Consider the following 20,612-nt stretch of genomic DNA (forward strand, 5'->3'; position numbering starts at 1 on the left):
CTATTATAAAAAAAGCAGCATCAATTTAACAAAAATAAATTGATGCCGTTCTTTTATAAATTCATAAGTCTGCCTAGCTTAATAGGATTTTGGGTTAAAGAAGATAAATTAATATGCTCAGTGCATGTAAATACAAGACAGGTTGATGGACCTGCAGATTTATATATGTCTACATATCCTTCTGGTTCATATATGAATTTACAATTAACATTTTTGCATAACATTTCGATTTCTTCAAAAATTCCTTTAGAACCAATTGGAACTATATCATTAATTTCATTTAATTTTATAAGTTCCTTAATGTAATTAAGCTGAACTATCTCATTATCATATAATCCATTTATCTCATTTCCCACCTTGGGAATTCCAAGACAATAAATAAAATCTCCTGATCTAGATTTAGCAGCTCTAATTTTATCATTTTCACATATTCCCACAACAGTAATTCCAAGAGCAGTCTGGCTTGTTTCTATGTTTTTCTCTGTACTTATAGCCATAGGTATAGATCCCAGATTAGCAGCTTTGAGCTCTTCTAAAACTCCATTAATAATTTCATCACCAGTAGGACTTGGCTCGTTTGAAATAGCAATGCTAATAGTTTTTGGAATGGCATTAACTGAAAGCACCTCCATAAGTACCACTCTAACAGTAAACCTTCCTGTGATATAGGGTGATACTTTTACAACATCATTTTGCTTAAGACCAATTCCTCCGCAGGAATCACAGGCGGTTACTATTGAGTAATTGCTATCTATTTGAACAACTTCAACATCTCTCCCTTTATAGCCCACCTTTAAAAATACCTACCATTTCTTTAGGAATAGCTCTTTTTATTGGCTTGAGCACTAAAACTCCAAGGATTATATTGAGAACACTTGCAGCTGTTAAAGGCACCAACGCACCTAAAAAAACGGGCATTCCCATACCGGGAATTAAAATAAGTGTTGCAGGACATACTACTCCATTTAATATAATACCTATAACAATTGCTATAATAATATTTGTTTTTTTAGCACAGAAGTTAAATATGAGCATTATTATTGCCATTTCAATTCCTATTAAAATATGAATAGGTAGGCTAAGAGGAAAACCACCTAGACCAGCTGAGGCCATGTGACCTAAAAAGCCTACTATTGCTCCTGGAATACCACCAAGCAATAGAGCTGCTAAATAAGCAGGTAGAGAATCAAAGGCTATGCTGCTTGTTATAGGATTAGGCAGTTTTATGTATCCCCCCACAACACTCATTGCTATAAATAGAGCAAGTAGAACTATTTGTCTTGTTTTAATTTGATTTTTCATAAAATCACTCTCCTTAAAAAATTTAATTTAATAAAAATAAAAAAGTTCTTGAATACACTTATTGCGTATTCAAGAACTTTACCATCATTCTCTTACAGATTTCCTAAAAAATTCTACTCATAAAAGGCAGGTCTCCTGGCTAACGGATTAGCAAGTTTTTCACCTTCCCAGTGAAAACCAGTGGTATAATAAAAACTCTACCGTATACAGTGGCGGGTCCGCTGAGGATTTTCACCCCATTTCCTATTCTCCCATAAAGGGCACCTTTTTAAGTAAATATGTATAATTTCACTAATAATATAGCATATTTAATTAGCCATGACAAGCATATTACAGATGCAAATAAAAAAATAATTATATCTTAATTTCAATTTCAGATAAATTTAAAGCTTTTCCTCCAACCTTAACTTCAATAATATTTTTCTCATGAATCTTTAGGAATACAATTATTTCTGATGGTTTTTTCATTGTATAACCTTGTTCAAAAACAATATGTTCTTCGTCCTTTGAATTGATTTTATCATGTTTAAACAGGTAACTGGCAAGAGCACCACTGGATGTACCAGTTGCAGATTCTTCGGATATTCCATAAAGCGGAGCAAAATTTCTGCAGTGAGCATCTGAGCCATTAACTGTGTCAAAAGTGAATAAATGATAACCAGTTGAATTATATTTTTTGCTAACTGCTGATACTTTATCAAAATCGGGTCTTATGCTTTTTAATATTTCTATATTTTTTATAGGAACAATGATGTCCCTAAGTCCAGTGGATACAACTTGTACTGGCAAGTCTTCTTGTATTCCTGCTGTAGTAATATTCAATGAATCTGCAATTTCGCTTTTTGAAATTATTTCATAAAAGCTTGGAATTGTCTGATTCATTATAATAGACATGTCTTTATTTGCCTCTACTTTTAAAATACCTGCTCCAGTCTCCTGCGTGTACACACCAGGCTTTATTTCACCTAGGCTAAGCAGCAGGGAAAAGACTCCTACAGTTGCATGTCCGCATAGCTCTACTTCTTCAGTAGGTGTAAAAAATCTCACCTTGAAATCAGCTTTGTTTGACTTCATAATAAAGGCGGTTTCACTGAAACCAATGATACCTGCAATCTTTTTCATATCATTTTCTGAGAGAGCATCAGCATTTAATACAACTGCCGCAGGATTTCCTCCTTCAATTGATTTTGCAAAGGAGTTTAGAGTATATGCTTTTATTTTCATCATAAATTCCCCCTTTACATAAATATATCATTTCAATTAGTTTAAATAAACAGAAAATAAGTTAGATCAATTATAAATAGCATAACTTAAAGATATTTTACATAATTATTATTAAATATGAGACTTATATTTTTACATAAGTGAATACTTAAAGGAGATTAAAAAATAATGAATGATTATGCATTAACTCCGCTAGAGGTAGCTGAAATACTGAAAATATCAAAAAATACCGTTTATGAGCTAATAAAAAAAGGGGAACTTAATGCTTATAAGGTAGGCAAAAAGATCAGAATTGATATGGTAGATGTAGATGAATACAAGAATAGCACCAAAAGCAATATAGCTAAGAGAAATTATATTTCTCAAAGTAATAATGAAATTGACAATAGCACTTTCATTATTTCTGGACAAGATATAATGCTAGATATTTTGACAAGACATTTAGAATTAAATTGCAAAGGCTTTCATGCCTTTAAATCTTATGAAGGTAGCTATAATGGTCTTTATGAACTATATCAAGGTAAAGTAAGTGCAGCCACTGCACATCTATGGGATGGAGATACTGGTCAGTACAATATTCCTTATGTAAAAAGAATGCTGCCGGGGGTCCAAGCTGTAATTATTCACTTAGCTAAAAGAATGCAGGGTTTTTATGTAGCAAAAGGGAATCCAAAAAAAATCAAATGCTGGGAGGATTTAATCCGTTCTGACATTACTATTATTAATAGGGAGAAGGGCAGCGGTACTAGAGTGCTGCTAGATGAACATTTGAGAAAGCTTGGTATAAGTCCTTCAAAGATAAATGGATATAAAAGTGAATGTGCTTCACATTTAGCTATAGCTAGTGCAGTAGCTCGAGGTGAGGCAGATGTAGGTATTGGAAACGAAAAAAGTGGACTACAGGTAAAGAACATTGAGTTTATACCTATTCAACAGGAAAGTTACGAACTAATAATAAAAAAAGAAGATTGTAATAAGCCTAATTATCAAGCTGTTCTTAATGTTATAAATTCAGATGAATTTAAGACGGAGCTTCAAGGGATTGGCGGTTATGATATAACTGATACTGGCAAAGTGGCAGGGGAGACTTGATTTAAAAGCACAATGGAGTCATATTTATATGACTCCATTTTTTACACGCTCTTTTATCTTTTATTTACTAGATTTACTTTTCTCGATCCACTATTTGCCCAATAATTTGAAAGTGTTATAACCACTAAAGATATAATGAAAATGATGAAAACCCAACAAAATGCGGATGTCATATCTCCACCTTCCACAGCAAAGAATATTGCTATTGGAATAGTCTGAGTTTTGCCTGGAATATTTCCTGCCAGCATTAGTGTAGCACCGAACTCTCCAAGTGCTCTTGCAAAAGCTAATACAGTTCCTGCAGCTATTCCTGGCCACCCAAGAGGAACAGCGATAGTCCAAAATATCCTAAATTCAGATACCCCTAGAGTTCTTGCAGCGTTCAATATATTTTCATCAATAAGTTCAAAGGCTCCCGAGGTGGCTTTATACATCAATGGAAAGGCAACTACAGTTGCTGCAATTACTGTGGCAGGCCATGAAAATATAAGCTTTATACCTAGAGAAAATAAAATACTTCCAATAGCACCGTTTTTTCCAAATAAAAGTAAAAGAAAAAAACCCAGCACAGTTGGTGGAAGCACCATTGGTAGTGTAAATAGAGCATCAAAAAACACCTTGAATTTACCTTTCTTATTTCTCATGAACCATGCAGCTAAAATACCTATAAAAAAAGTGATTAAAGTTGAAGCAACTGCAGTTTTAGAGGAAATCCATAAAGGTGAGAAATCGAAATTCAAGATATTTCACTCCTAACGTTTATTTTATACCTGTCTTGAAGCCACATTTTTCAAAGACAGACTTAGCTTTATCCGAAGTCAAAAACTTCATGAATTTATTAGCAGCGCCATTATTTTTGCTAGATTTTATTACTGCGGTTGGATAAACTACTGGATCATGGGAATCAGCAGGTGCAGTTGCAACAACTTGTATCTTAGTAGATACCTTAGCATCAGTAGAATATACTATGCCTGCATCTGCATTTCCTGTCTCTACCCAAGTTAGCACTTCCTTTACATCCTTGCCATATACAGCTTTAGCCTTTATTTTATCTACCACGCCTAATTTAGTAAAAACTTGTTCTGCATATTGCCCAGCTGGTACACTCTTAGGTTCACCAAGTGCTATTTTTTTTGCTTTATCAGTTGTTAAATCATCAAAGCATTTTATTGTGGCATTATCTTTTGGAACTACTAAAACTATATCATTTAGCAAAAGGTTAATTTTTGATTCTTTATTTATTAAATCTTTGCTTTGAAGTACATCCATCTGTTTTGTAGCTGCAGATATAAATATATCAACATCGGCTCCTTGCTCAATTTGCTGCTGAAGTGTGCCTGAAGAGCCATAGTTAATTGTTAGCTTAACATTTGTGTTTTCATCAGTATATATTTTCTTAACTTCATCAAGAGATTCCTTTAAACTGGCTGCAGCTGATATGCTTAAAGTTTCAGGTTTAGCTTGTTGTTTTGTACATCCTAGGAACATGGAGAATGATGCTGTAACTAAAAATAAAGAAGTAAGTTTAAATAATCTTTTCATTATAATTGCCTCCTTATATTTATCTTAAAACAACAAAATATTACATAAATGATTAAAACATAATAAATTAAATTGAGTTTGCTATGTTTAGTAACGTTTCATACTACTATAATATGCATAGACAAGCATGAAAAGAATTATTTTGTATTATCATCAAATAAAGTAATTATAACTAAAGCAGCTGTAAAAGTTTGACACTATAAATCGCGTATAATATAATCATTTGTATATACAAAAAATTACATTAATCTCTAATACTCACAAATTTAATACTTTGTTACTGTGAGGAATATTAGAGATATAGTAAATAATATTTAAATAGGGGGCTTATATCATGGGGATTTTATACCAAGCAACAAGTTTAATTGACTGGGGAATTTGGCTTTTTGTCCTTTTTGCTTTAATGGCTTTCAATGAATTCGGCCGTTCAACAAAATGGGGAGGAATTATATTATTTTTTATTGTACCTTTAATATTAACTATTTTTGTTTGGCCAACAACAGCAGCACCAGGAAATGAATATGGTACAGGAACTTGGTTTAACTGGGTTAAAACATACTCTGCTTTGGCAGGCTGTTTGGGATTCATGGCTCTTCGTTATATTCCATCATTATCAAAGAAAAAGTGGGCATTATGTTTTCCACCACTTATATTGGCACTTAATATTTTTGAAGCAGCTATTCGTGACTTCCAGTGCTTTTCCTTTGGTGCTTGGAACGGGGCTAGAGTGGACAATCTTTGGTTAATGTCAGGACCATGGAATATCATGAATGGCTTAGCTGGACTATTAAATATCATAACTATATGTGGTTGGCTTGGAATTTTTATTTCTAAAGACAGAACAAAGGATATGATTTGGCCAGATATGATCTGGGCTTGGATAATAGCTTATGACTTATGGAATTTTGCATATACCTACAATTGTATTGCAGACCATTCCTTCTATTGTGGTTTAGCATTGCTACTCTCCTGCACTATACCTACCTTTTTTATAAAAAAAGGAGCATGGTTGCAGCATCGAGCACAAACACTTGGATTATGGATTATGTTTGTTATGACTGTACCATCTTTTGCAGACCGTATAGCACCTATACCTACTACGCATAATGCAACTGCATTTTTTGTAGTAAGCTTAATATCATTACTAGCTAATCTTTCATTAGCTGTTTACCAGTTTAATAAAATCTTCAAGAACAAGCTAAACCCATTTAAAGATGAAATCTATGCAGGAACAAAAGTATATAAAGAAGTGGTTCAAGATAACATATAGTAAAAATGAGAAATCCATGGATAATCCATGGATTTCTCATTTTTATTCTTCTTTCTTCTCTAAATGCTTATCTACTGACTCCCTAAGTATTCCATATATAACGGCAACCACTGGAACACCAATTATTAATCCAACAATACCAAAGAGGCCACTTCCAACTACTATTGCTAATAATACCCAGATTCCTGGCAGCCCAATGGTATTTCCAACTATACGTGGCTGAATGATATTACCGTCGATTTGCTGGAGCACAATGATAAAAATAACAAAAACAAGCGCTTTAACAGGGTTTATCATTAAAATAATAAATGTACTTGGTACAGCACCAATGATTGGCCCAAAAACTGGAATTAAATTAGTAAGAGTTTGAATTACACTTACAAGCATTGCATAAGGTATTCCTAATATATTCATACCAAGGAAGCATAGAATGCCAACTACAATAGAATCGTTCAAGCTGCCTCTTATAAACCCATTGAAGATATAGTTAGTACGTCCGGATACATCCATTATAATATCTACCCATTTCTTTGGAAGAAATGCATTCATAACTCTTTTTAATTGGCGGAGTAGAGTTTCTTTTCCAATGAGCATGTAGATAGAAAAAATTATGCCGATAAGCCAGTTGTATATACTGCTTGTTAGTCCAAGAACATAATTTAAAACACCTTGTAAAATGGAACTAAGCATAGTAGCTGATTTTTGTAAAATATCGGTCCAGGTGTTATTAGTTTGGGCTCCAAGAAGGCTGGTTAGGTTTAAATCAGTCATAAGTTTGTTTACCAAAGTTTCAAGTGATGCCAGATAAGAAGGTATATTTTGAATTAATAAATTAACGCTGCTTCCTAGCTGAGGAATAATGAACCAGATAATAAGAGCAAATGCAATTAAAACTGAAACATAAGTACAAACTAATGAAAGAGGATTAAGTCCTTTTATAGGCTTTTTAGTCCTTTTCTCTATAGTATAAAAAACCTTGTTTCTAAAAAACTCGTAAGGAATATTCAACACATAAGCTATGGCAAGTCCATAAATAAACGGAATAACTATTTTAAACAAAGCACCTAGGGAGCCAGTTATTGCTCCAAAATGGTTAAGTGCCATATATAAAACAACTGTATAAGTTATAATTATTAGTATATTTTTTAGTTTTATTCTTTCCATCAAGTAATCTCCTCCATTTTAGCCATTTAATTCTGAAAAATTATCGTCTTAAATAGCTGAGTAATAGATAGATTATACCAAAATAGAGCCATTATTGCCACAAAATGTTTATATTCATTGACAATGCTTTTTGTTTCATATCTTCAATTTTATTAATATAGCCTAAAATATATAAAACACTAATTAAAAAATTTATGATGTTGATTATAGGTACTTGGATCTTATGGTACAATTAAATAGTTAATTAATAAAATATTAATTATAGGTGTTTTAATTATGATAAAAGCTGTCAATTTAAATACAAGACATTTAGGTATTAAAATAAATTATGGATAGGATGGGAACCAAGTTATGGAGATTAGAAAAGCTGAACTAAATGATTTAGATGAAATAATAGAGATTTATAAGAACGTAATTATTACAATGGAGAAAAATAATATACATCAGTGGGATGAAATTTACCCCAGCAGCTCAATTCTTAAGGAGGATATTTTAAATGACGAAATGTATGTTGGTGTAATAAATAACATAATTGTTTCTGTGGTTGTATTAAATAGTGAATTTGATGAGCAGTATATAAATGGCAAATGGCAATATAATAATAAAAACTTTGCTATAGTACACAGGCTGTGTGTAAATCCACTCTATCAAAATAAAAAAATAGGAAATAAAACTATGTTAATAATTGAAGATTTGTTGAGAAATGAGAGAGTGGAGTCAATAAGATTAGATGCTTTTTCAGAGAATCCATATGCACTTAAAATGTATAAAAAGCTTGGATATAAAAAGGTTGGAGAAGTAACTTGGCGAAAAGGCTTGTTTTATCTATTTGAGAAAAAAATCTAAAATGCATAAAATACTGCTATTTACCAGGTTAAGATGACTATTAATTTATAACATTCGACTAGTATAGAATAACACAATTGACAATCATGAAAATATAAATATAATTAATTATATAGACAATATATAAATATTTTTTTAAGGTGGTTACACTATGAAGATGTTAACTGATAAAATCCAAATTGGAAGCTCCATAGTTTATGAACTACTTGCTTCTTTGTTTAGGCTGGAATGCCATGAAAGACTAATTCCCGAGGAACACCAGAAGTTCAAGTATGTACCAGAGGAATTAAACAAGTGGGTACTAAATACTAGAGCTAAAATTAGTGAACACATAAAGCAAGAGATAAATATATTCTTTAATTACGAAAGCTTCTTAGGTATGTCATTAGTTCAACCTATCTGGGAAAATAGCTGTTATGAGAATATAGATAGCTTTTTTGATTTTCTTGAGCAGTACCCAGCAAAAGACTTAATTAAAAGCTTTTTTAATACAGGTTTTGTTCCAGATATGAGGATTGAAAATATTGATGATCCTATCGAAGTTAAGAACTTTTTAGTTAGTTCTTCATTACCAGAGGTTGAAAAATGGAAACTAACATATTTTTGCTCAGCACCCGAGGAAACTAAAAGAAGATTTATAACACTATTAAAAGATTTTTACAACACAATTTTTGAGGAAAACTTGGATATGGTGCTGAAATTCCAACTTAAAAGTATCAGCTATATGGAAGAAAATTTAAGAAATAAGCCTTATGAGGTACTTAGTAAGCTAATGCAATTAAATTTTGAAGGTACTAATGATAAAGACAAAATAATACTTATTCCGTCCTACTATTACAATATAGCTTCACTAACCTCTTATTCTGAAGAGAATCAAAGGTTAATATATGTTTATGGAATTGCTCAACCCGAATTAGAAAATACAGATGATATTGCAGCAGAAAAAGTTCTTGCTGCAATAAAAGTTTTAAGTGATGAAAACCGTGTAAAAACTGTAGGAATTTTAAATTCTTCTCCATGCTATGGGTATGAACTATCTCAAAAACTAGGAATATCAAGTTCAACTATTTCCCATCATTTATCACTTCTTAGTGATATTGGTGTTATAGTCCCTATGAGAGAGGAAAATAAGGTTTACTACCAGGTTAATAAAGACAACATAAGAAAATTATTAAAAAAGTTTGAAAATATGCTAACTTAATGTTAGCAATTTTTTTAAACCTATGTTTGATGTTTGTCAAATCACTAATACTATTATTATAGGAGGTTTGTAATGAGGATATTTAAAAATAGAGATTTTATACTTTTATGGTTAGGTCAAAGTATTTCAAAGTTAGGAACAAGCCTTTACGACATTGCATTAATGTGGTATATATACAAAAAAACAGGGTCATCAATTGCCCTTGGCTTAAGTGTTTTGTGTTTTACTGTTCCAAGAGTATTAATAGCACCTTTATCTGGTGTTTTTGCAGATAGACTTAATAAGAAAAAAATTATCATTAACATGGATATATTAAACGGGATTATAATGCTAATTTTTTGCTGGTTTATTTTTGCAGACACATATCCAATATATATATATTATATTTTCATGATACTTTCCTCCATTATTACTGAGATATTTAACCCAGCTATATCCTCAGCCATTCCAATTATAGTGGAAGAAAAAGACTTAAAGGATGCAAATACGTTAAATCAAATGACCTCTCAAATAATAAATATATGTGGACCTGCATTGTCAGGTATTCTAATAGCTTTTATAAACATGTCAATGATATTTTTCTTAAATGGATTATCTTTTTTAATATGTGCCGTTTTCGAAAGTTTTATAAAAATACCTAAAATTGATACTACAAAAATCGAGAAGGGAATTGGATTGCAGTTTAAGGAAGGTTTGATATTTATATTAGGAGATAAGCTATTATTATACATTGTAATAGCAGGAGGAGTTATTATCAACTTTTTTCTAGCTCCACTAACAATTTTTGAGACCTTACTATCAACTAAAATTCTTAATGTGGGTTCTACCGGATTTGGAATGATGAATTCAGCTATATCTATTGGAGCATTGATAGGTGCCTTGCTTATAATGTCAAATATTTTTATAAACAAGTACAAAATGGTAATTATAGGATTATGTTTAGAAGGGGTAGCAGTGATGCTTTCTGGAATAGTTCCAAATTTCTATGTTGTACTTGCTGCTATGTCAATATTAGGATTAGGTTTATCAATGGCTGGCATTGGCATTAGTACTCTATATCAAACTTTAATACCTAAAGAAAAAATGGGAAGGGTCATGGCGTTAGCGAGTACTTTATGCGGTGTCACTGTTCCTTTGGGAACGCTTTTTGGTTCAACTATAATTACATATATACCATTGAATATAGTTTTAATTGTATCTGGTGTATTTATACTAATAACAGGTGTCCTATTAATACCCGTAATTGGAACTAAAGTAAGAAATATAAAACAATATTCAGCTTAAGAATTAAATTACTAAATTTCTTATAAGATTGTCACAATTAACTCCACACTGCATAGTATAAAATCAGGACAAGCCACAGAATAAGAAAAAAAGGGGAGGATAATATGATCTCAAATTTAGCTCAAGTTCCAACAATTACAGTTACTAATACAAATAACAGTGGTTCAGGTTCTCTTCGTAATGCTATTGATACAGCTAATGCAGGTGACACTATTGTGTTTAGTAGTGCAATTTTATCTGGAACTATTCTTTTAAACACTCAAATTGTTATTAATAAAACTTTAACTATAAGCGGTCCTGGTCCAACAATCAGTGGAAATGGACAAACTAGAATATTAGATATTACTGGCGCAACAACTGTAGTAACAATCAGAGATTTAACCTTCATAAATGGTAATAGTTCAGGTGCAGGTGGTGCCATCCTTAACGAAGGAGCTACTTTGAATGTGGTAAACTCTACCTTCTCAAACAATAAAGCTCCAACTTCATCCGGAGGTGCAATTGCAAATACTGATTCTGGTACTATTAATATTACTAATAGTACCTTCTCTAACAACTCTGCCAATTTTGGTGGAGCCATAGGAAATTTTCCTTCTGGTACAATCAATATAACAAACAGTACCTTCTTTGGAAACACTTCTACTAGTAATGGTGGTGCAATTGCAAATGACGGTACAATTACTATTACAAGAAGTATTTTCGTTAACAACACTGCCACTGGCAATGGTGGCGCTATTGCAAACGATGGAAGAGCTACAATTACCAACAGCCTGTTCTTTAACAATAAATCCTCTGCTTCAGGTGGAGCTATAGCTAATTTTGATTCAGGCATAGTTGATATTACAAACACTTCATTTTCTAATAATAACGCTAATTTTGGAGGGGCTATAGGTAATTTTTCTTCTGGTACAATCAATATTACAAATAGTATCTTTTCAAACAACAGAGCTACTGAAAATGGAGGAGCAATCGCAAATGACGGCACGATGACTATTGTAAGAAGTACGTTTACTAACAACACTGCTACTAATAATGGAGGAGCTATTGCAAATGATGGCACAGTTACCATCGTAAATAGCCTATTCGCTAACAACAGTGCTAGAAATGGCGGTGCTATTGCAAATCTTGATTCTGGCACAGTTAATATTAGAAATAGTACCTTCATCAACAATACTCCTACTGATATATCCAATACTCCAAGTGGCACAGTAAATTCTACAAATAGTACGTTTACTAGCACCCCATAGAAGGTTATGATTAAATCAACTAGTATAGGAAATAAAAAATAAAATTTATTAGTAAAATATAAGTGTTCATTTTATTAAGACGATCAGTTTGATCGTCTTTTTTATAATTAAAAGAGCATGACAAACCTGATGTGCTATTTATAAAGAATTATTTATATTCATAAAACTTGTTAGTTTACAAAGATATACAATATTAAATATACATAAAATAGGTTTAAGTGATATAATTGAATATTATTGAATATAAAGGAGGATTATTATGATTTGTCACGTTACAATTAAAACTGAAAATATTCAGGAGTCTATAGACTTTTATCAATGGCTTTTAGAGCTACCTGTAGTAAGCAGGTATGAAATTCAAAGCGGAGAACTTGCTTTTTTAGGTAAAGAAGAAACAAAGTTAGAATTTATTTGTGAAAGAAATTATAAAAAGCATGGTAATATTGAAGGTATTACTGTAGGTTTTAGAGTAGATAATCTTGATGACAAAATAGAAATGCTGAAAGGCAGAAATATTGGAGTAAGCCCAATTATGATGCCTTCAGCTAATGTTCGCTTTTGCTTTTTTACTGATTTTAACGGTATGAATGTTCAACTTTTTGAAGAAAAATAACATGTATTAATTTATACTTCTTTGCTTAATTAATAATTTCCTTTGAAATTCATTATAATATGCTGCAAGAAAATGTCACATCTGTATAGAAACATACTTTAATATGCTTACTAACATAAAAACAGGCAAAGTGCTTAAATTATTTGAGTTACTGCCTGTTTTTAATTTATAACATAATTTATATGTAATTATAAAATGTTATTATTAAATAAAAAAATTTTATAATGATAATCCAACTGTAGTAACATATTTACAAAGCTGTTTTAAATTACTACAATGTATGTACAAGTATATAATAATTAATTGTGTAGAGGTAGATTTATGAGTGAACCATTTTGGAATGATAAATTAGAATTTTTAAAGGCAATAAGAACCGGCTGGTGTAACAACGATTATATTGAATTTCTGGTCGAAAAAGTTTGGAAAATTGATAAAGCAGTAAATATAGTTGATTACGGATGTGGTTTTGGATATATTGGATTATTGCTGATGCCTATATTGCCGAAAGGCAGTACGTATACTGGTGTTGATATTAGTGAGTCACTTTTAAGTGAAGCAGAAAACATATTTGCAAATTCCAGATACTCCACGAAATTTATTAAGAAAGATATAAAAGAGTTTGAAGCAAATGAAATCTATGATATTGCTATATCACAGGCGGTTTTAAGACATATACCTAATGCTGAAAATATCCTTAAAAAAATGATACAAGCCGTTGTTCCTAATGGTTTGGTTATTTGTATGGAAGGAGATTTAGAGTTAGAAAAAGCAGGACGTTATTTTAACGGTTTAGATTATATTGGCCTAGGATTGACAGAACTACATAGAAAAATGTATAGAAGTGAACTAGAACAGGGTGGAAGAGACTACAGGTTTGGAATTAAGCTTCCTGTACTTATGCAAGAACTGGGTTTACACAATGTTGGAGTAAGAATGAATGATAGTGTTAAATTCATTAATCCAAACGCAGATATAAAAGAGTATGTTGATCAATTTAATGCAATGACATCAACCTGGGGATGGGACAAACAATTGTCAGAAGCTGAAAAGGAAATAAAAATAGAAGCTCTTATGAAAAAAGGATTAAATAGAGGTGAAGCTGAAAAGTTTGTGAACTGTGACTCAGAAATAGCAGAATATTTAACGAAAAATAAGGATTATACTTATATAATTCAAACACCTTGTACACTTATATCCTATGGCACAAAATAAGTTAAGTATTGTAAATCACAATCAATTTTTATTTTTTTATGTTGTAATAGTAATTAAGAAATAGCAGCGGTATTTAGATAAGCTTCAATAATGTGATATTGCCAGTCTTACCAATTACTGGCAAGAATGATATACAAAATTTGGATAAATATGTTATAATTGTAGTTACCACCTTAAAAAGTAATGTTGATTTATTTTAAAACACGTATAATAGGGAGTTGATATGATTATGACACCTGTTGAAGGAGAAGAATATTTAATATTATATCCTGCACTGAGAAAATGGATAAATGAATGTGCTATATGTCATTCATTAGGATACAAGCCTGATATGCCAGAAGAAATATATACTTTTGGTCCTGTTGCAGCTAAAAATTTACGTCATTACTTCAAGCCGCTAGCATTAAACAAAGATGGCATATGTGAAGCCTGTAGTAAGCTGGTAGAAAAAAATAATATATAATGTAAATTTAATTCTTTTTAAAAGTATATATATGACTGAATAATGAAATTGATAATCAAAAGGAGAAATACTACTATGGGAGAATTGTCCACATTACCCAACATTGGAAAAGTAGTCGAATTACAACTAAATGAAGTAGGAATTGAAACAATTGAACAATTAATTGAGGTTGGAAGTAAGCAAGCTTGGTTGAGAATAAAGAGTATTGATGAATCTGCATGTATAAATAGGTTATATGCTTTAGAAGGTGCAGTAGAAGGAATGCGCTGGCATAATCTATCAATAGAAGTAAAAGACGAGTTAAAAAAGTTTTATGATACTATAGAATAATTTTGATTTTCGTGAGGATTTAGTAAAATATAGGATTGCTATATATCCAAAGGACTTAGTTATTAATATTGCAAGGTATAAAAGGAGTTTTATTATGAGAACAGAGAAGGAAATGTTTAATTTAATATTAGGTGTGGCTAATAGCGATGTTAGAATTAGAGCTGTTTATATGAATGGTTCCCGTGCAAACCCTAATGCGAAAAAGGATATATTTCAGGATTATGACATTGTTTATGTAGTTACGGAAACAGCATCTTTTATTAAGGATGAAGGTTGGATAAATGTTTATGGTGTTCCAATTATTATACAAGAACCTGATAAGTTGGACAAAATCCAGGGAAGAGATGTTGATTTTGAAAATGGTTATACTTATTTGATGCAGTTTACTGATGGTAATAGAATTGATTTGCATCTTCAGACTAAAGAAGCTCTTGTAAAAGAATATGGAGCTGATAAGCTGACTGTTCCTCTCTTAGATAAGGATAATTGTTTACCACAAATTCCAGCTTCAACGGATGAAGATTATTGGGTTCAAAAACCTACTTACGGCCAGTACATTAGCCGCTGCAATAATTTTTGGTGGGTAGCACCATATTGTGCAAAAGGACTTTGGAGAGAAGAAATACTTTTCACCATAGAAGTGATGAATAGCTATGTACGACAGGAGTTGCTTACTATGCTTAACTGGTACGTAGGCACTGAGACAGAATTTAAAATAAGTACTGGAAAATCAAAAAAATATTTAAAAAAATATGTAGATCCAGAAATATGGGCAAGACTTATGAAAACCTTTAATTTGAGTGATTATGAGTCTTCTTGGGATGCATTAATTACAACTTGCGAATTGTTTTCAGAAATTGCACCTAAAGTAGGAAATATACTCGGTTATGAATATAACTATACTGAAGCTGAAAGGAGCTTTTCGTTTATAAAACATATCAAAGAATTACCTAAGAATGCTGCGGAAATTTATTAAAAATTATATAGATATATATCATTGTCAATTATTGAAATCACTAAAGAATATAATAAAAACTACAAATTTGCTTAGTTATCTCATTTTTATTTCTGAATTGTCTTTAAGGTTGTTATCTAATTATTAGAAATAATATAATTTATACAAAAGCAATAGTAGAAGGAGATGTTAAAATGAATTTAGAAGAAATGAGCAGCTTTTTTAATAATAGAGTTAATGACTATGAAGAACATATGTTGAAAAATGTTGATGGAGCAGATAAGTATTATATTAAAACAGCAAAATTAATTCCAAGTGGCAGTGAATTGAAATTACTTGATTTGGGGTGTGGGACAGGCTTAGAATTGGACGAAATATTCAAAAATAATCCAACAATAAAGGTTACTGGGGTTGATATGGCTAAAGATATGCTAGAGAAATTAAGACAAAAACACAGTGATAAACTGGACCAAATAAACCTTATAAATGATAATTATTTTAATTATGATATGGGGGAGGGTATATACGATGTTGCTCTTTCTGTAGAAACTCTTCATCATTTCACGCATAAGGAAAAGATTGATTTATATATAAAAATACTGAAAAGCTTAAAGGAAACTGGTTTTTATATAGAAACTGACTATGTAGCCTCAAATCAAGAAGAGGAAGACTACTATTTTAATGAAAATAAAAGAATTCGCTCTGAACTGGGAATTACAAAGGGCTTCTATCACTATGACACTCCATGTACTGCGGATAACCAAATACAGATGCTCTATAATGCTGGATTTAAAAGTGTTGAAAAGGTCTGGCAACATGAAAATACAGTTATACTATTAGCCAAGAAAACTAAAGTGTAATATTAGAAGTGTGGTTATAGCTATATTTTGCACATTTTTAATTATTTTTTGATTAGTAGTTTAATTATCTTAAAGTAAAACAATGAGTATAAAGGAGAAAACTATGAAGGTATTAGTATTAGGCGGAACCCGCTTTTTTGGAGTACATATGGTTAATTCGTTATTGCGAAAAGGGCACCACGTGACAATTGCAACAAGAGGAAAGGCATTAGATATATTCGGAGATACAGTTGGGAGAATTATCATTGAACGAACAAATCCAGATGACTTATCTAAAGCTTTTGCAAAGAAATATTTTGATGTTGTATGCGATAATCTAGCATATTGTTCGAATGATGTAAAATACTTATTGGATTCATTGAATTGCGGAAGATATGTTATGACCTCATCTGCTTCTGTATATGCAAATCAGCATTTAAATACTAATGAAAGCGAGTATGACCCTTATTCGCACAGTCTTAAGTGGTGCACAAGACAGGACTATCCCTATGATGAGATAAAAAGACAAGCTGAATGTGCATTATTTAAAGCATACTCTAAATTCCAAGCAGTGGCTATTCGCTTTCCTTATGTTATAGGTGAAGATGATTATACTCAAAGACTTTATTTTTATGTTGAACAAATTATAAAAGGTAATCCAATGAGAATTGACAATCTAGATGAGCAAATAGGATTTATAGGTTCTGCCGAAGCCGGTAATTTCTTATCATGGATAGCAGAACAAGAATTTGTCGGTTCAATTAACAGTAGTACTATTGGTACAATTTCTATACATGAAATAGTTAATTACATAGAACAGAAAACAGGAAAGAGGGCAATATATTCGGGAGAAGGACTTGAAGGAAAATATAACGGACAAAAATCCTTTAGTCTTGATGTTAGCAGGGCAACTAATCTAGGATATGATTTTTCAGAACTAAAAGTCTGGATATATGATTTGCTAGATAAATATATTGATAAAGCTATCAATTAGGGGCGGTTATTATTTTAGAATTTTTTATTGTGTTGAATGTTATCTTGGTGATTTCATCAATAATATTCGTAATAAAACCATAAAAAATGTGGCTATGGTTGTTTGCCTAATAGTAGCTTTACTTTCATAATTATTTGCATGTGTAAAAAGAGCTGAAATCTTATTCTTAAGATTTCAGCTCTTTTTAGTTAATGATCAATTTATATGGTGATGTAGTACTGGATGCACTATTATAGCCTATAAACTCAATGTAATAGGTACCTATAGTTTTTGGAGTAGTACCAGATTTAACTACAAATTTTACTTATCTACTTGAATCAACCTGTACAGTACCTATTATTATAATTTTGTACCTTTTATAGATTTACCATCTTCGTCAATTAATGTTATATATTCATCATTCTTGATGAAACTACTATACCGTTTTCCATTTCCACATAAAAACTCGTCCATAAATCTTACTGCTAAATCATTAATTACTTCATGTGCCTTTTTGGCAGTTAGTATTTTACTTTCCATCTTTTCACCCTTTACTATCGAATAATCTGTGAAAGCCATATGTTCTGAGGTATTAAGCTTTATGAAAGACTTATAACCACATAAATAATGAAAAAGGTTCTTTTGTTCTTCAGCCGAGTCTCTTAACACATTATCATAAATAAGAATACCTTCTTTAAACTTATCTGCATCGAGGCTATTTTTCATGTAATCTATATACTTCTTCATGGAAGTTTCATAATCAAAAGTACCTCTTCTAAAATTTAAAACAGGTTTATTTAGTGTTTGTTTATTCTTTACAACATTAGATAAGCTAAAAAATTGTAAAGAAGCATCAAAAAGTACTGCAGCTTTTATTCTTATATCACATTGAGAAGCTTTAAAAACAGCTGCTCCACCTAAAGAATGTCCTATCATTCCAATACGACTTAAATCAAGCTTGTTTTTTATAATGTCATCATCTAAATTTAATTTTTCTAAATTATTTAACACAAATATGATGTCATCTTTCCTAATATCTATAAGTTCTTTCTTTTCATCCTGAGTTAATTCATCCTTTGCCATTTCAATCAATTTTCCATCAGGCATTATAGTGAGCATGCTGTCATAGAGATGACCAATTGTAAATACAACATATCCTTTTCTTACTAATTCTTCAATATTGAAAGTCAAATAATCCCTTGGAGAACCAAGTCCTGAGCATTGAATAATAACTGGACAGTTAACTGCTTTTTTACTTATTGGAGCATCATTGTATATATTAGTCTTTATGCTTTTAAGATAGTTTTCCTTTTCAGCATTCTCCTTATAAGGCAGCATATTCTTAAATATACTAATAAATTCATCTTCTCTTGGGCTATATAAATCTACATAAAGTGCTTGTCTGCTTTCTTTCCAGTTTTCATCAGCAGGATAATAAAAGCTAATAATTACCTTTCTATTCTCATCGCTTTTTATTATTGTTTCTTTTCTCTCCTTGTCCTCTAAAACTCTAACTATTCTTCCTATTTTCATATATATATCACCTTAAAATTAAATTCACCATAAAAGAACATAAATATAACTTTAATTCAAATATATGGTATATACCTTATTATATATTTAGATGATGAATTTGTAAAATGTTATTAACATGGTTAATCTTTACCATAAGCTTAAAAATTATTGAACCTATTTTCCATTAGCTAAGTCTATTACTATATAAAAAAATGAATTGCTCGTTATAAAGTTATAAAAAGCAGAAAAGGGTGAGTTTATGAAAAGCAATTATAAAGTGAATTGGCAAAAAGTACCATTAATACCATTAGCTGCATTATTAATTATATTACTAGTCTTTGTGTGGTGGTTAAATTCATCATCACCAACTCCTAAAGATGCAATATTAAAATACTGCAGAAAAAATGAGTTAAAATATTACCGCCAAAATTTTAAAATAAGTCAAACTAAAATAATTGATAAGGATTATGGTAAACAATTTATAGTTGACGGAGTAAAAGGCGAATTAGGGGATAATATTATATTCTTTTACCTTAAAGATGATAAAAAAGGATGGAAAGTAATATGTGCTGGAACAGGTCCTTAAATGAAATCCTCAATTTATTAAAATGTATATTATAAATTAGGTATTATAAAGTTGTTGGAAAAGATAATAGATTACTTTCTAATTTGTTATTAAAGTTATATCAAGAGTATGTATTTTGGATTTTAAATTATATTGAATTGTGATATTCTTAATTATATTAATATAATATAAAGCTTTTATTGGGGGTTATGTAATGAAACAGGTTTATGCACCTGGTTGTGCCTTTATGATTTACAAGCCGGAGCTTGCTAAAAAAGTATTAGAGTTTTTAAATAAGGACTTAGGCCCTATGGATGAACACCTTGTTTGCTGTAGACATGAGCCAAACCTAGAAATCGGTACACAAGTAATAAACACCTGTGCAGGTTGTGATAGGCGATGCAGGCAACTTTATGATGGTATTTCAACTATATCCCTTTGGGAGATATTAGCTGATAGTGAAACATTTCCATTTCCTGACTATAAAGGTATGGAAATGACCATACATGATGCCTGCCCTACGAGTACTGAGTATAGAGTGCATGATGCAATTAGAAAAATACTTAAAAGAATGAATATAAAAATTGTTGAACCGGAAAAAACTCGTACGAAAGCAAACTGCTGTGGTGACAGTTTTTATGGAACACTGCCAGTTGAGGCTGTTAAAGAGCAGATGAAAAAACGTGCAAATGAAATGCCCTGTGAAAACGTAGTTGTTTACTGTATTTCATGTATAAAATCAATGCATATTGGAGGGAAAAAACCAAGGTATATTATTGACTTATTGTTTGAAGAGCAAACAAATATTGGTACCACTGAGCCTGAGGATTGGCATAAAGAATTACAAGAATTTATAGATGAGCATTGAATTAATAAAGCATAAAGAGCAGATTTCACAAAAAACATTGTTCTAAAAGAAGTTTCTGAGTTATTGCCACTGAAACTTCTTTTAAAAGCATTCTTTACTTATCATTC

General features: G+C 31.1%; 22 protein-coding genes and 1 riboswitch. Of the genes, 15 read left to right on the forward strand and 7 right to left on the reverse strand.

Going from position 1 to position 20,612, the window contains the following annotated elements; genetic code table 11:
- Positions 1 to 53 precede the first annotated feature (53 nt).
- From bsdE14_RS20665 to bsdE14_RS20675, 3 genes are all read right to left on the reverse strand, one after another.
- Positions 54 to 791, reverse strand: a complete 738-nt coding sequence (locus bsdE14_RS20665) for an alpha-ribazole kinase (RefSeq protein WP_264851905.1) — start codon at positions 789 to 791, stop codon at positions 54 to 56.
- Positions 781 to 1,302 carry an ECF transporter S component gene (locus bsdE14_RS20670; RefSeq protein WP_264851906.1) on the reverse strand — a complete coding sequence of 174 codons (522 nt, stop codon included), beginning with the start codon at positions 1,300 to 1,302 and terminating at the stop codon, positions 781 to 783. The genes bsdE14_RS20665 and bsdE14_RS20670 overlap by 11 nt, the downstream gene beginning before the upstream one ends.
- 107 nt (positions 1,303 to 1,409) lie before the next feature.
- Positions 1,410 to 1,585: riboswitch (cobalamin riboswitch) on the reverse strand.
- A 71-nt stretch (positions 1,586 to 1,656) separates the two neighbouring features.
- On the reverse strand, positions 1,657 to 2,526 hold the full coding sequence (locus bsdE14_RS20675) for a PhzF family phenazine biosynthesis protein (protein WP_264852314.1): 870 nt from the start codon (positions 2,524 to 2,526) through the stop codon (positions 1,657 to 1,659).
- 165 nt (positions 2,527 to 2,691) lie between these two features.
- Between bsdE14_RS20675 and bsdE14_RS20680 the strand changes: the two genes are divergently transcribed.
- A complete protein-coding gene (locus tag bsdE14_RS20680; protein ID WP_264852315.1) occupies positions 2,692 to 3,618 on the forward strand; it encodes a helix-turn-helix transcriptional regulator in 927 nt (308 codons plus the stop codon).
- Between the two features lie 53 nt (positions 3,619 to 3,671).
- Here bsdE14_RS20680 and modB read toward each other — a convergent pair whose 3' ends face one another.
- A complete protein-coding gene (modB, locus tag bsdE14_RS20685) occupies positions 3,672 to 4,358 on the reverse strand; it encodes a molybdate ABC transporter permease subunit (RefSeq protein WP_264851907.1) in 687 nt (228 codons plus the stop codon).
- Positions 4,359 to 4,377: 19 nt separating this feature from the next.
- The gene (modA, locus tag bsdE14_RS20690; RefSeq protein WP_264851908.1) at positions 4,378 to 5,160 is read right to left on the reverse strand and encodes a molybdate ABC transporter substrate-binding protein; all 783 of its coding nucleotides are present in this window, start codon (positions 5,158 to 5,160) and stop codon (positions 4,378 to 4,380) included.
- Positions 5,161 to 5,494: 334 nt separating this feature from the next.
- Between modA and bsdE14_RS20695 the strand changes: the two genes are divergently transcribed.
- Positions 5,495 to 6,430, forward strand: a complete 936-nt coding sequence (locus bsdE14_RS20695; protein ID WP_264851910.1) for a DUF5692 family protein — start codon at positions 5,495 to 5,497, stop codon at positions 6,428 to 6,430.
- Between the two features lie 42 nt (positions 6,431 to 6,472).
- Here bsdE14_RS20695 and bsdE14_RS20700 read toward each other — a convergent pair whose 3' ends face one another.
- On the reverse strand, positions 6,473 to 7,594 hold the full coding sequence (locus bsdE14_RS20700; protein ID WP_264851911.1) for an AI-2E family transporter: 1,122 nt from the start codon (positions 7,592 to 7,594) through the stop codon (positions 6,473 to 6,475).
- Positions 7,595 to 7,945: 351 nt separating this feature from the next.
- Between bsdE14_RS20700 and bsdE14_RS20705 the strand changes: the two genes are divergently transcribed.
- The 11 genes from bsdE14_RS20705 to bsdE14_RS20755 all read left to right on the forward strand — a co-directional run bounded on the left by bsdE14_RS20705 (position 7,946) and on the right by bsdE14_RS20755 (position 17,578).
- Positions 7,946 to 8,440 carry a GNAT family N-acetyltransferase gene (locus bsdE14_RS20705; RefSeq protein WP_264851912.1) on the forward strand — a complete coding sequence of 165 codons (495 nt, stop codon included), beginning with the start codon at positions 7,946 to 7,948 and terminating at the stop codon, positions 8,438 to 8,440.
- A gap of 151 nt (positions 8,441 to 8,591) precedes the next feature.
- Positions 8,592 to 9,641 (forward strand): ArsR/SmtB family transcription factor, encoded by a 1,050-nt coding sequence (locus bsdE14_RS20710; protein WP_264851913.1) that lies wholly within the window; start codon positions 8,592 to 8,594, stop codon positions 9,639 to 9,641.
- Positions 9,642 to 9,713: 72 nt separating this feature from the next.
- Positions 9,714 to 10,925, forward strand: coding sequence for an MFS transporter (locus bsdE14_RS20715; RefSeq protein WP_264851914.1), 1,212 nt, complete (start codon positions 9,714 to 9,716; stop codon positions 10,923 to 10,925).
- 104 nt (positions 10,926 to 11,029) lie between these two features.
- Complete coding sequence (locus bsdE14_RS20720) at positions 11,030 to 12,172, forward strand: beta strand repeat-containing protein (protein ID WP_264851915.1); 1,143 nt, start codon at positions 11,030 to 11,032, stop codon at positions 12,170 to 12,172.
- A gap of 259 nt (positions 12,173 to 12,431) precedes the next feature.
- Complete coding sequence (locus bsdE14_RS20725) at positions 12,432 to 12,785, forward strand: VOC family protein (protein ID WP_264851916.1); 354 nt, start codon at positions 12,432 to 12,434, stop codon at positions 12,783 to 12,785.
- Between the two features lie 321 nt (positions 12,786 to 13,106).
- Positions 13,107 to 13,997, forward strand: a complete 891-nt coding sequence (locus bsdE14_RS20730; protein ID WP_264851917.1) for a methyltransferase domain-containing protein — start codon at positions 13,107 to 13,109, stop codon at positions 13,995 to 13,997.
- A gap of 229 nt (positions 13,998 to 14,226) precedes the next feature.
- Positions 14,227 to 14,460, forward strand: coding sequence for a hypothetical protein (locus bsdE14_RS20735; RefSeq protein ID WP_264851918.1), 234 nt, complete (start codon positions 14,227 to 14,229; stop codon positions 14,458 to 14,460).
- Between the two features lie 75 nt (positions 14,461 to 14,535).
- The gene (locus tag bsdE14_RS20740; protein ID WP_264851919.1) at positions 14,536 to 14,790 is read left to right on the forward strand and encodes a TfoX/Sxy family protein; all 255 of its coding nucleotides are present in this window, start codon (positions 14,536 to 14,538) and stop codon (positions 14,788 to 14,790) included.
- 94 nt (positions 14,791 to 14,884) lie between these two features.
- Entirely contained in the window at positions 14,885 to 15,766 is an 882-nt protein-coding gene (locus bsdE14_RS20745) for an aminoglycoside 6-adenylyltransferase (protein WP_264851921.1), read from the forward strand.
- Between the two features lie 173 nt (positions 15,767 to 15,939).
- The gene (locus bsdE14_RS20750) at positions 15,940 to 16,605 is read left to right on the forward strand and encodes a class I SAM-dependent methyltransferase (protein WP_264851922.1); all 666 of its coding nucleotides are present in this window, start codon (positions 15,940 to 15,942) and stop codon (positions 16,603 to 16,605) included.
- A 103-nt stretch (positions 16,606 to 16,708) separates the two neighbouring features.
- Positions 16,709 to 17,578, forward strand: a complete 870-nt coding sequence (locus bsdE14_RS20755; RefSeq protein ID WP_264851923.1) for an NAD-dependent epimerase/dehydratase family protein — start codon at positions 16,709 to 16,711, stop codon at positions 17,576 to 17,578.
- A gap of 339 nt (positions 17,579 to 17,917) precedes the next feature.
- Here bsdE14_RS20755 and bsdE14_RS20760 read toward each other — a convergent pair whose 3' ends face one another.
- Positions 17,918 to 19,090 (reverse strand): alpha/beta hydrolase family protein, encoded by a 1,173-nt coding sequence (locus bsdE14_RS20760; protein WP_264851924.1) that lies wholly within the window; start codon positions 19,088 to 19,090, stop codon positions 17,918 to 17,920.
- Positions 19,091 to 19,331: 241 nt separating this feature from the next.
- Between bsdE14_RS20760 and bsdE14_RS20765 the strand changes: the two genes are divergently transcribed.
- Both bsdE14_RS20765 and bsdE14_RS20770 read left to right on the forward strand, forming a co-directional pair.
- Positions 19,332 to 19,658, forward strand: a complete 327-nt coding sequence (locus bsdE14_RS20765) for a YjcN family protein (protein WP_264851925.1) — start codon at positions 19,332 to 19,334, stop codon at positions 19,656 to 19,658.
- Positions 19,659 to 19,851: 193 nt separating this feature from the next.
- Entirely contained in the window at positions 19,852 to 20,505 is a 654-nt protein-coding gene (locus bsdE14_RS20770) for a (Fe-S)-binding protein (RefSeq protein WP_264851926.1), read from the forward strand.
- Positions 20,506 to 20,612 lie beyond the last annotated feature (107 nt).

The organism is Clostridium omnivorum (genome assembly GCF_026012015.1).
Classification (GTDB): Bacteria; Bacillota; Clostridia; order Clostridiales; family Clostridiaceae; genus Clostridium_AX; species Clostridium_AX omnivorum.

Excerpts from the sequence above, each read along its gene's own strand:
- bsdE14_RS20670 (WP_264851906.1), bottom strand. The coding sequence starts at position 1,302 with ATGAAAAATCAAATTAAAACAAGACAAATAGTTCTACTTGCTCTATTT.
- bsdE14_RS20675 (WP_264852314.1), bottom strand. The coding sequence starts at position 2,526 with ATGAAAATAAAAGCATATACTCTAAACTCCTTTGCAAAATCAATTGAA.
- modA (WP_264851908.1), bottom strand. The coding sequence starts at position 5,160 with ATGAAAAGATTATTTAAACTTACTTCTTTATTTTTAGTTACAGCATCA.
- bsdE14_RS20695 (WP_264851910.1), top strand. The coding sequence starts at position 5,495 with ATGGGGATTTTATACCAAGCAACAAGTTTAATTGACTGGGGAATTTGG.
- bsdE14_RS20700 (WP_264851911.1), bottom strand. The coding sequence starts at position 7,594 with ATGGAAAGAATAAAACTAAAAAATATACTAATAATTATAACTTATACA.
- bsdE14_RS20705 (WP_264851912.1), top strand. The coding sequence starts at position 7,946 with ATGGAGATTAGAAAAGCTGAACTAAATGATTTAGATGAAATAATAGAG.
- bsdE14_RS20710 (WP_264851913.1), top strand. The coding sequence starts at position 8,592 with ATGAAGATGTTAACTGATAAAATCCAAATTGGAAGCTCCATAGTTTAT.
- bsdE14_RS20715 (WP_264851914.1), top strand. The coding sequence starts at position 9,714 with ATGAGGATATTTAAAAATAGAGATTTTATACTTTTATGGTTAGGTCAA.
- bsdE14_RS20720 (WP_264851915.1), top strand. The coding sequence starts at position 11,030 with ATGATCTCAAATTTAGCTCAAGTTCCAACAATTACAGTTACTAATACA.
- bsdE14_RS20725 (WP_264851916.1), top strand. The coding sequence starts at position 12,432 with ATGATTTGTCACGTTACAATTAAAACTGAAAATATTCAGGAGTCTATA.
- bsdE14_RS20730 (WP_264851917.1), top strand. The coding sequence starts at position 13,107 with ATGAGTGAACCATTTTGGAATGATAAATTAGAATTTTTAAAGGCAATA.
- bsdE14_RS20735 (WP_264851918.1), top strand. The coding sequence starts at position 14,227 with ATGACACCTGTTGAAGGAGAAGAATATTTAATATTATATCCTGCACTG.
- bsdE14_RS20740 (WP_264851919.1), top strand. The coding sequence starts at position 14,536 with ATGGGAGAATTGTCCACATTACCCAACATTGGAAAAGTAGTCGAATTA.
- bsdE14_RS20745 (WP_264851921.1), top strand. The coding sequence starts at position 14,885 with ATGAGAACAGAGAAGGAAATGTTTAATTTAATATTAGGTGTGGCTAAT.
- bsdE14_RS20750 (WP_264851922.1), top strand. The coding sequence starts at position 15,940 with ATGAATTTAGAAGAAATGAGCAGCTTTTTTAATAATAGAGTTAATGAC.
- bsdE14_RS20755 (WP_264851923.1), top strand. The coding sequence starts at position 16,709 with ATGAAGGTATTAGTATTAGGCGGAACCCGCTTTTTTGGAGTACATATG.
- bsdE14_RS20760 (WP_264851924.1), bottom strand. The coding sequence starts at position 19,090 with ATGAAAATAGGAAGAATAGTTAGAGTTTTAGAGGACAAGGAGAGAAAA.
- bsdE14_RS20765 (WP_264851925.1), top strand. The coding sequence starts at position 19,332 with ATGAAAAGCAATTATAAAGTGAATTGGCAAAAAGTACCATTAATACCA.
- bsdE14_RS20770 (WP_264851926.1), top strand. The coding sequence starts at position 19,852 with ATGAAACAGGTTTATGCACCTGGTTGTGCCTTTATGATTTACAAGCCG.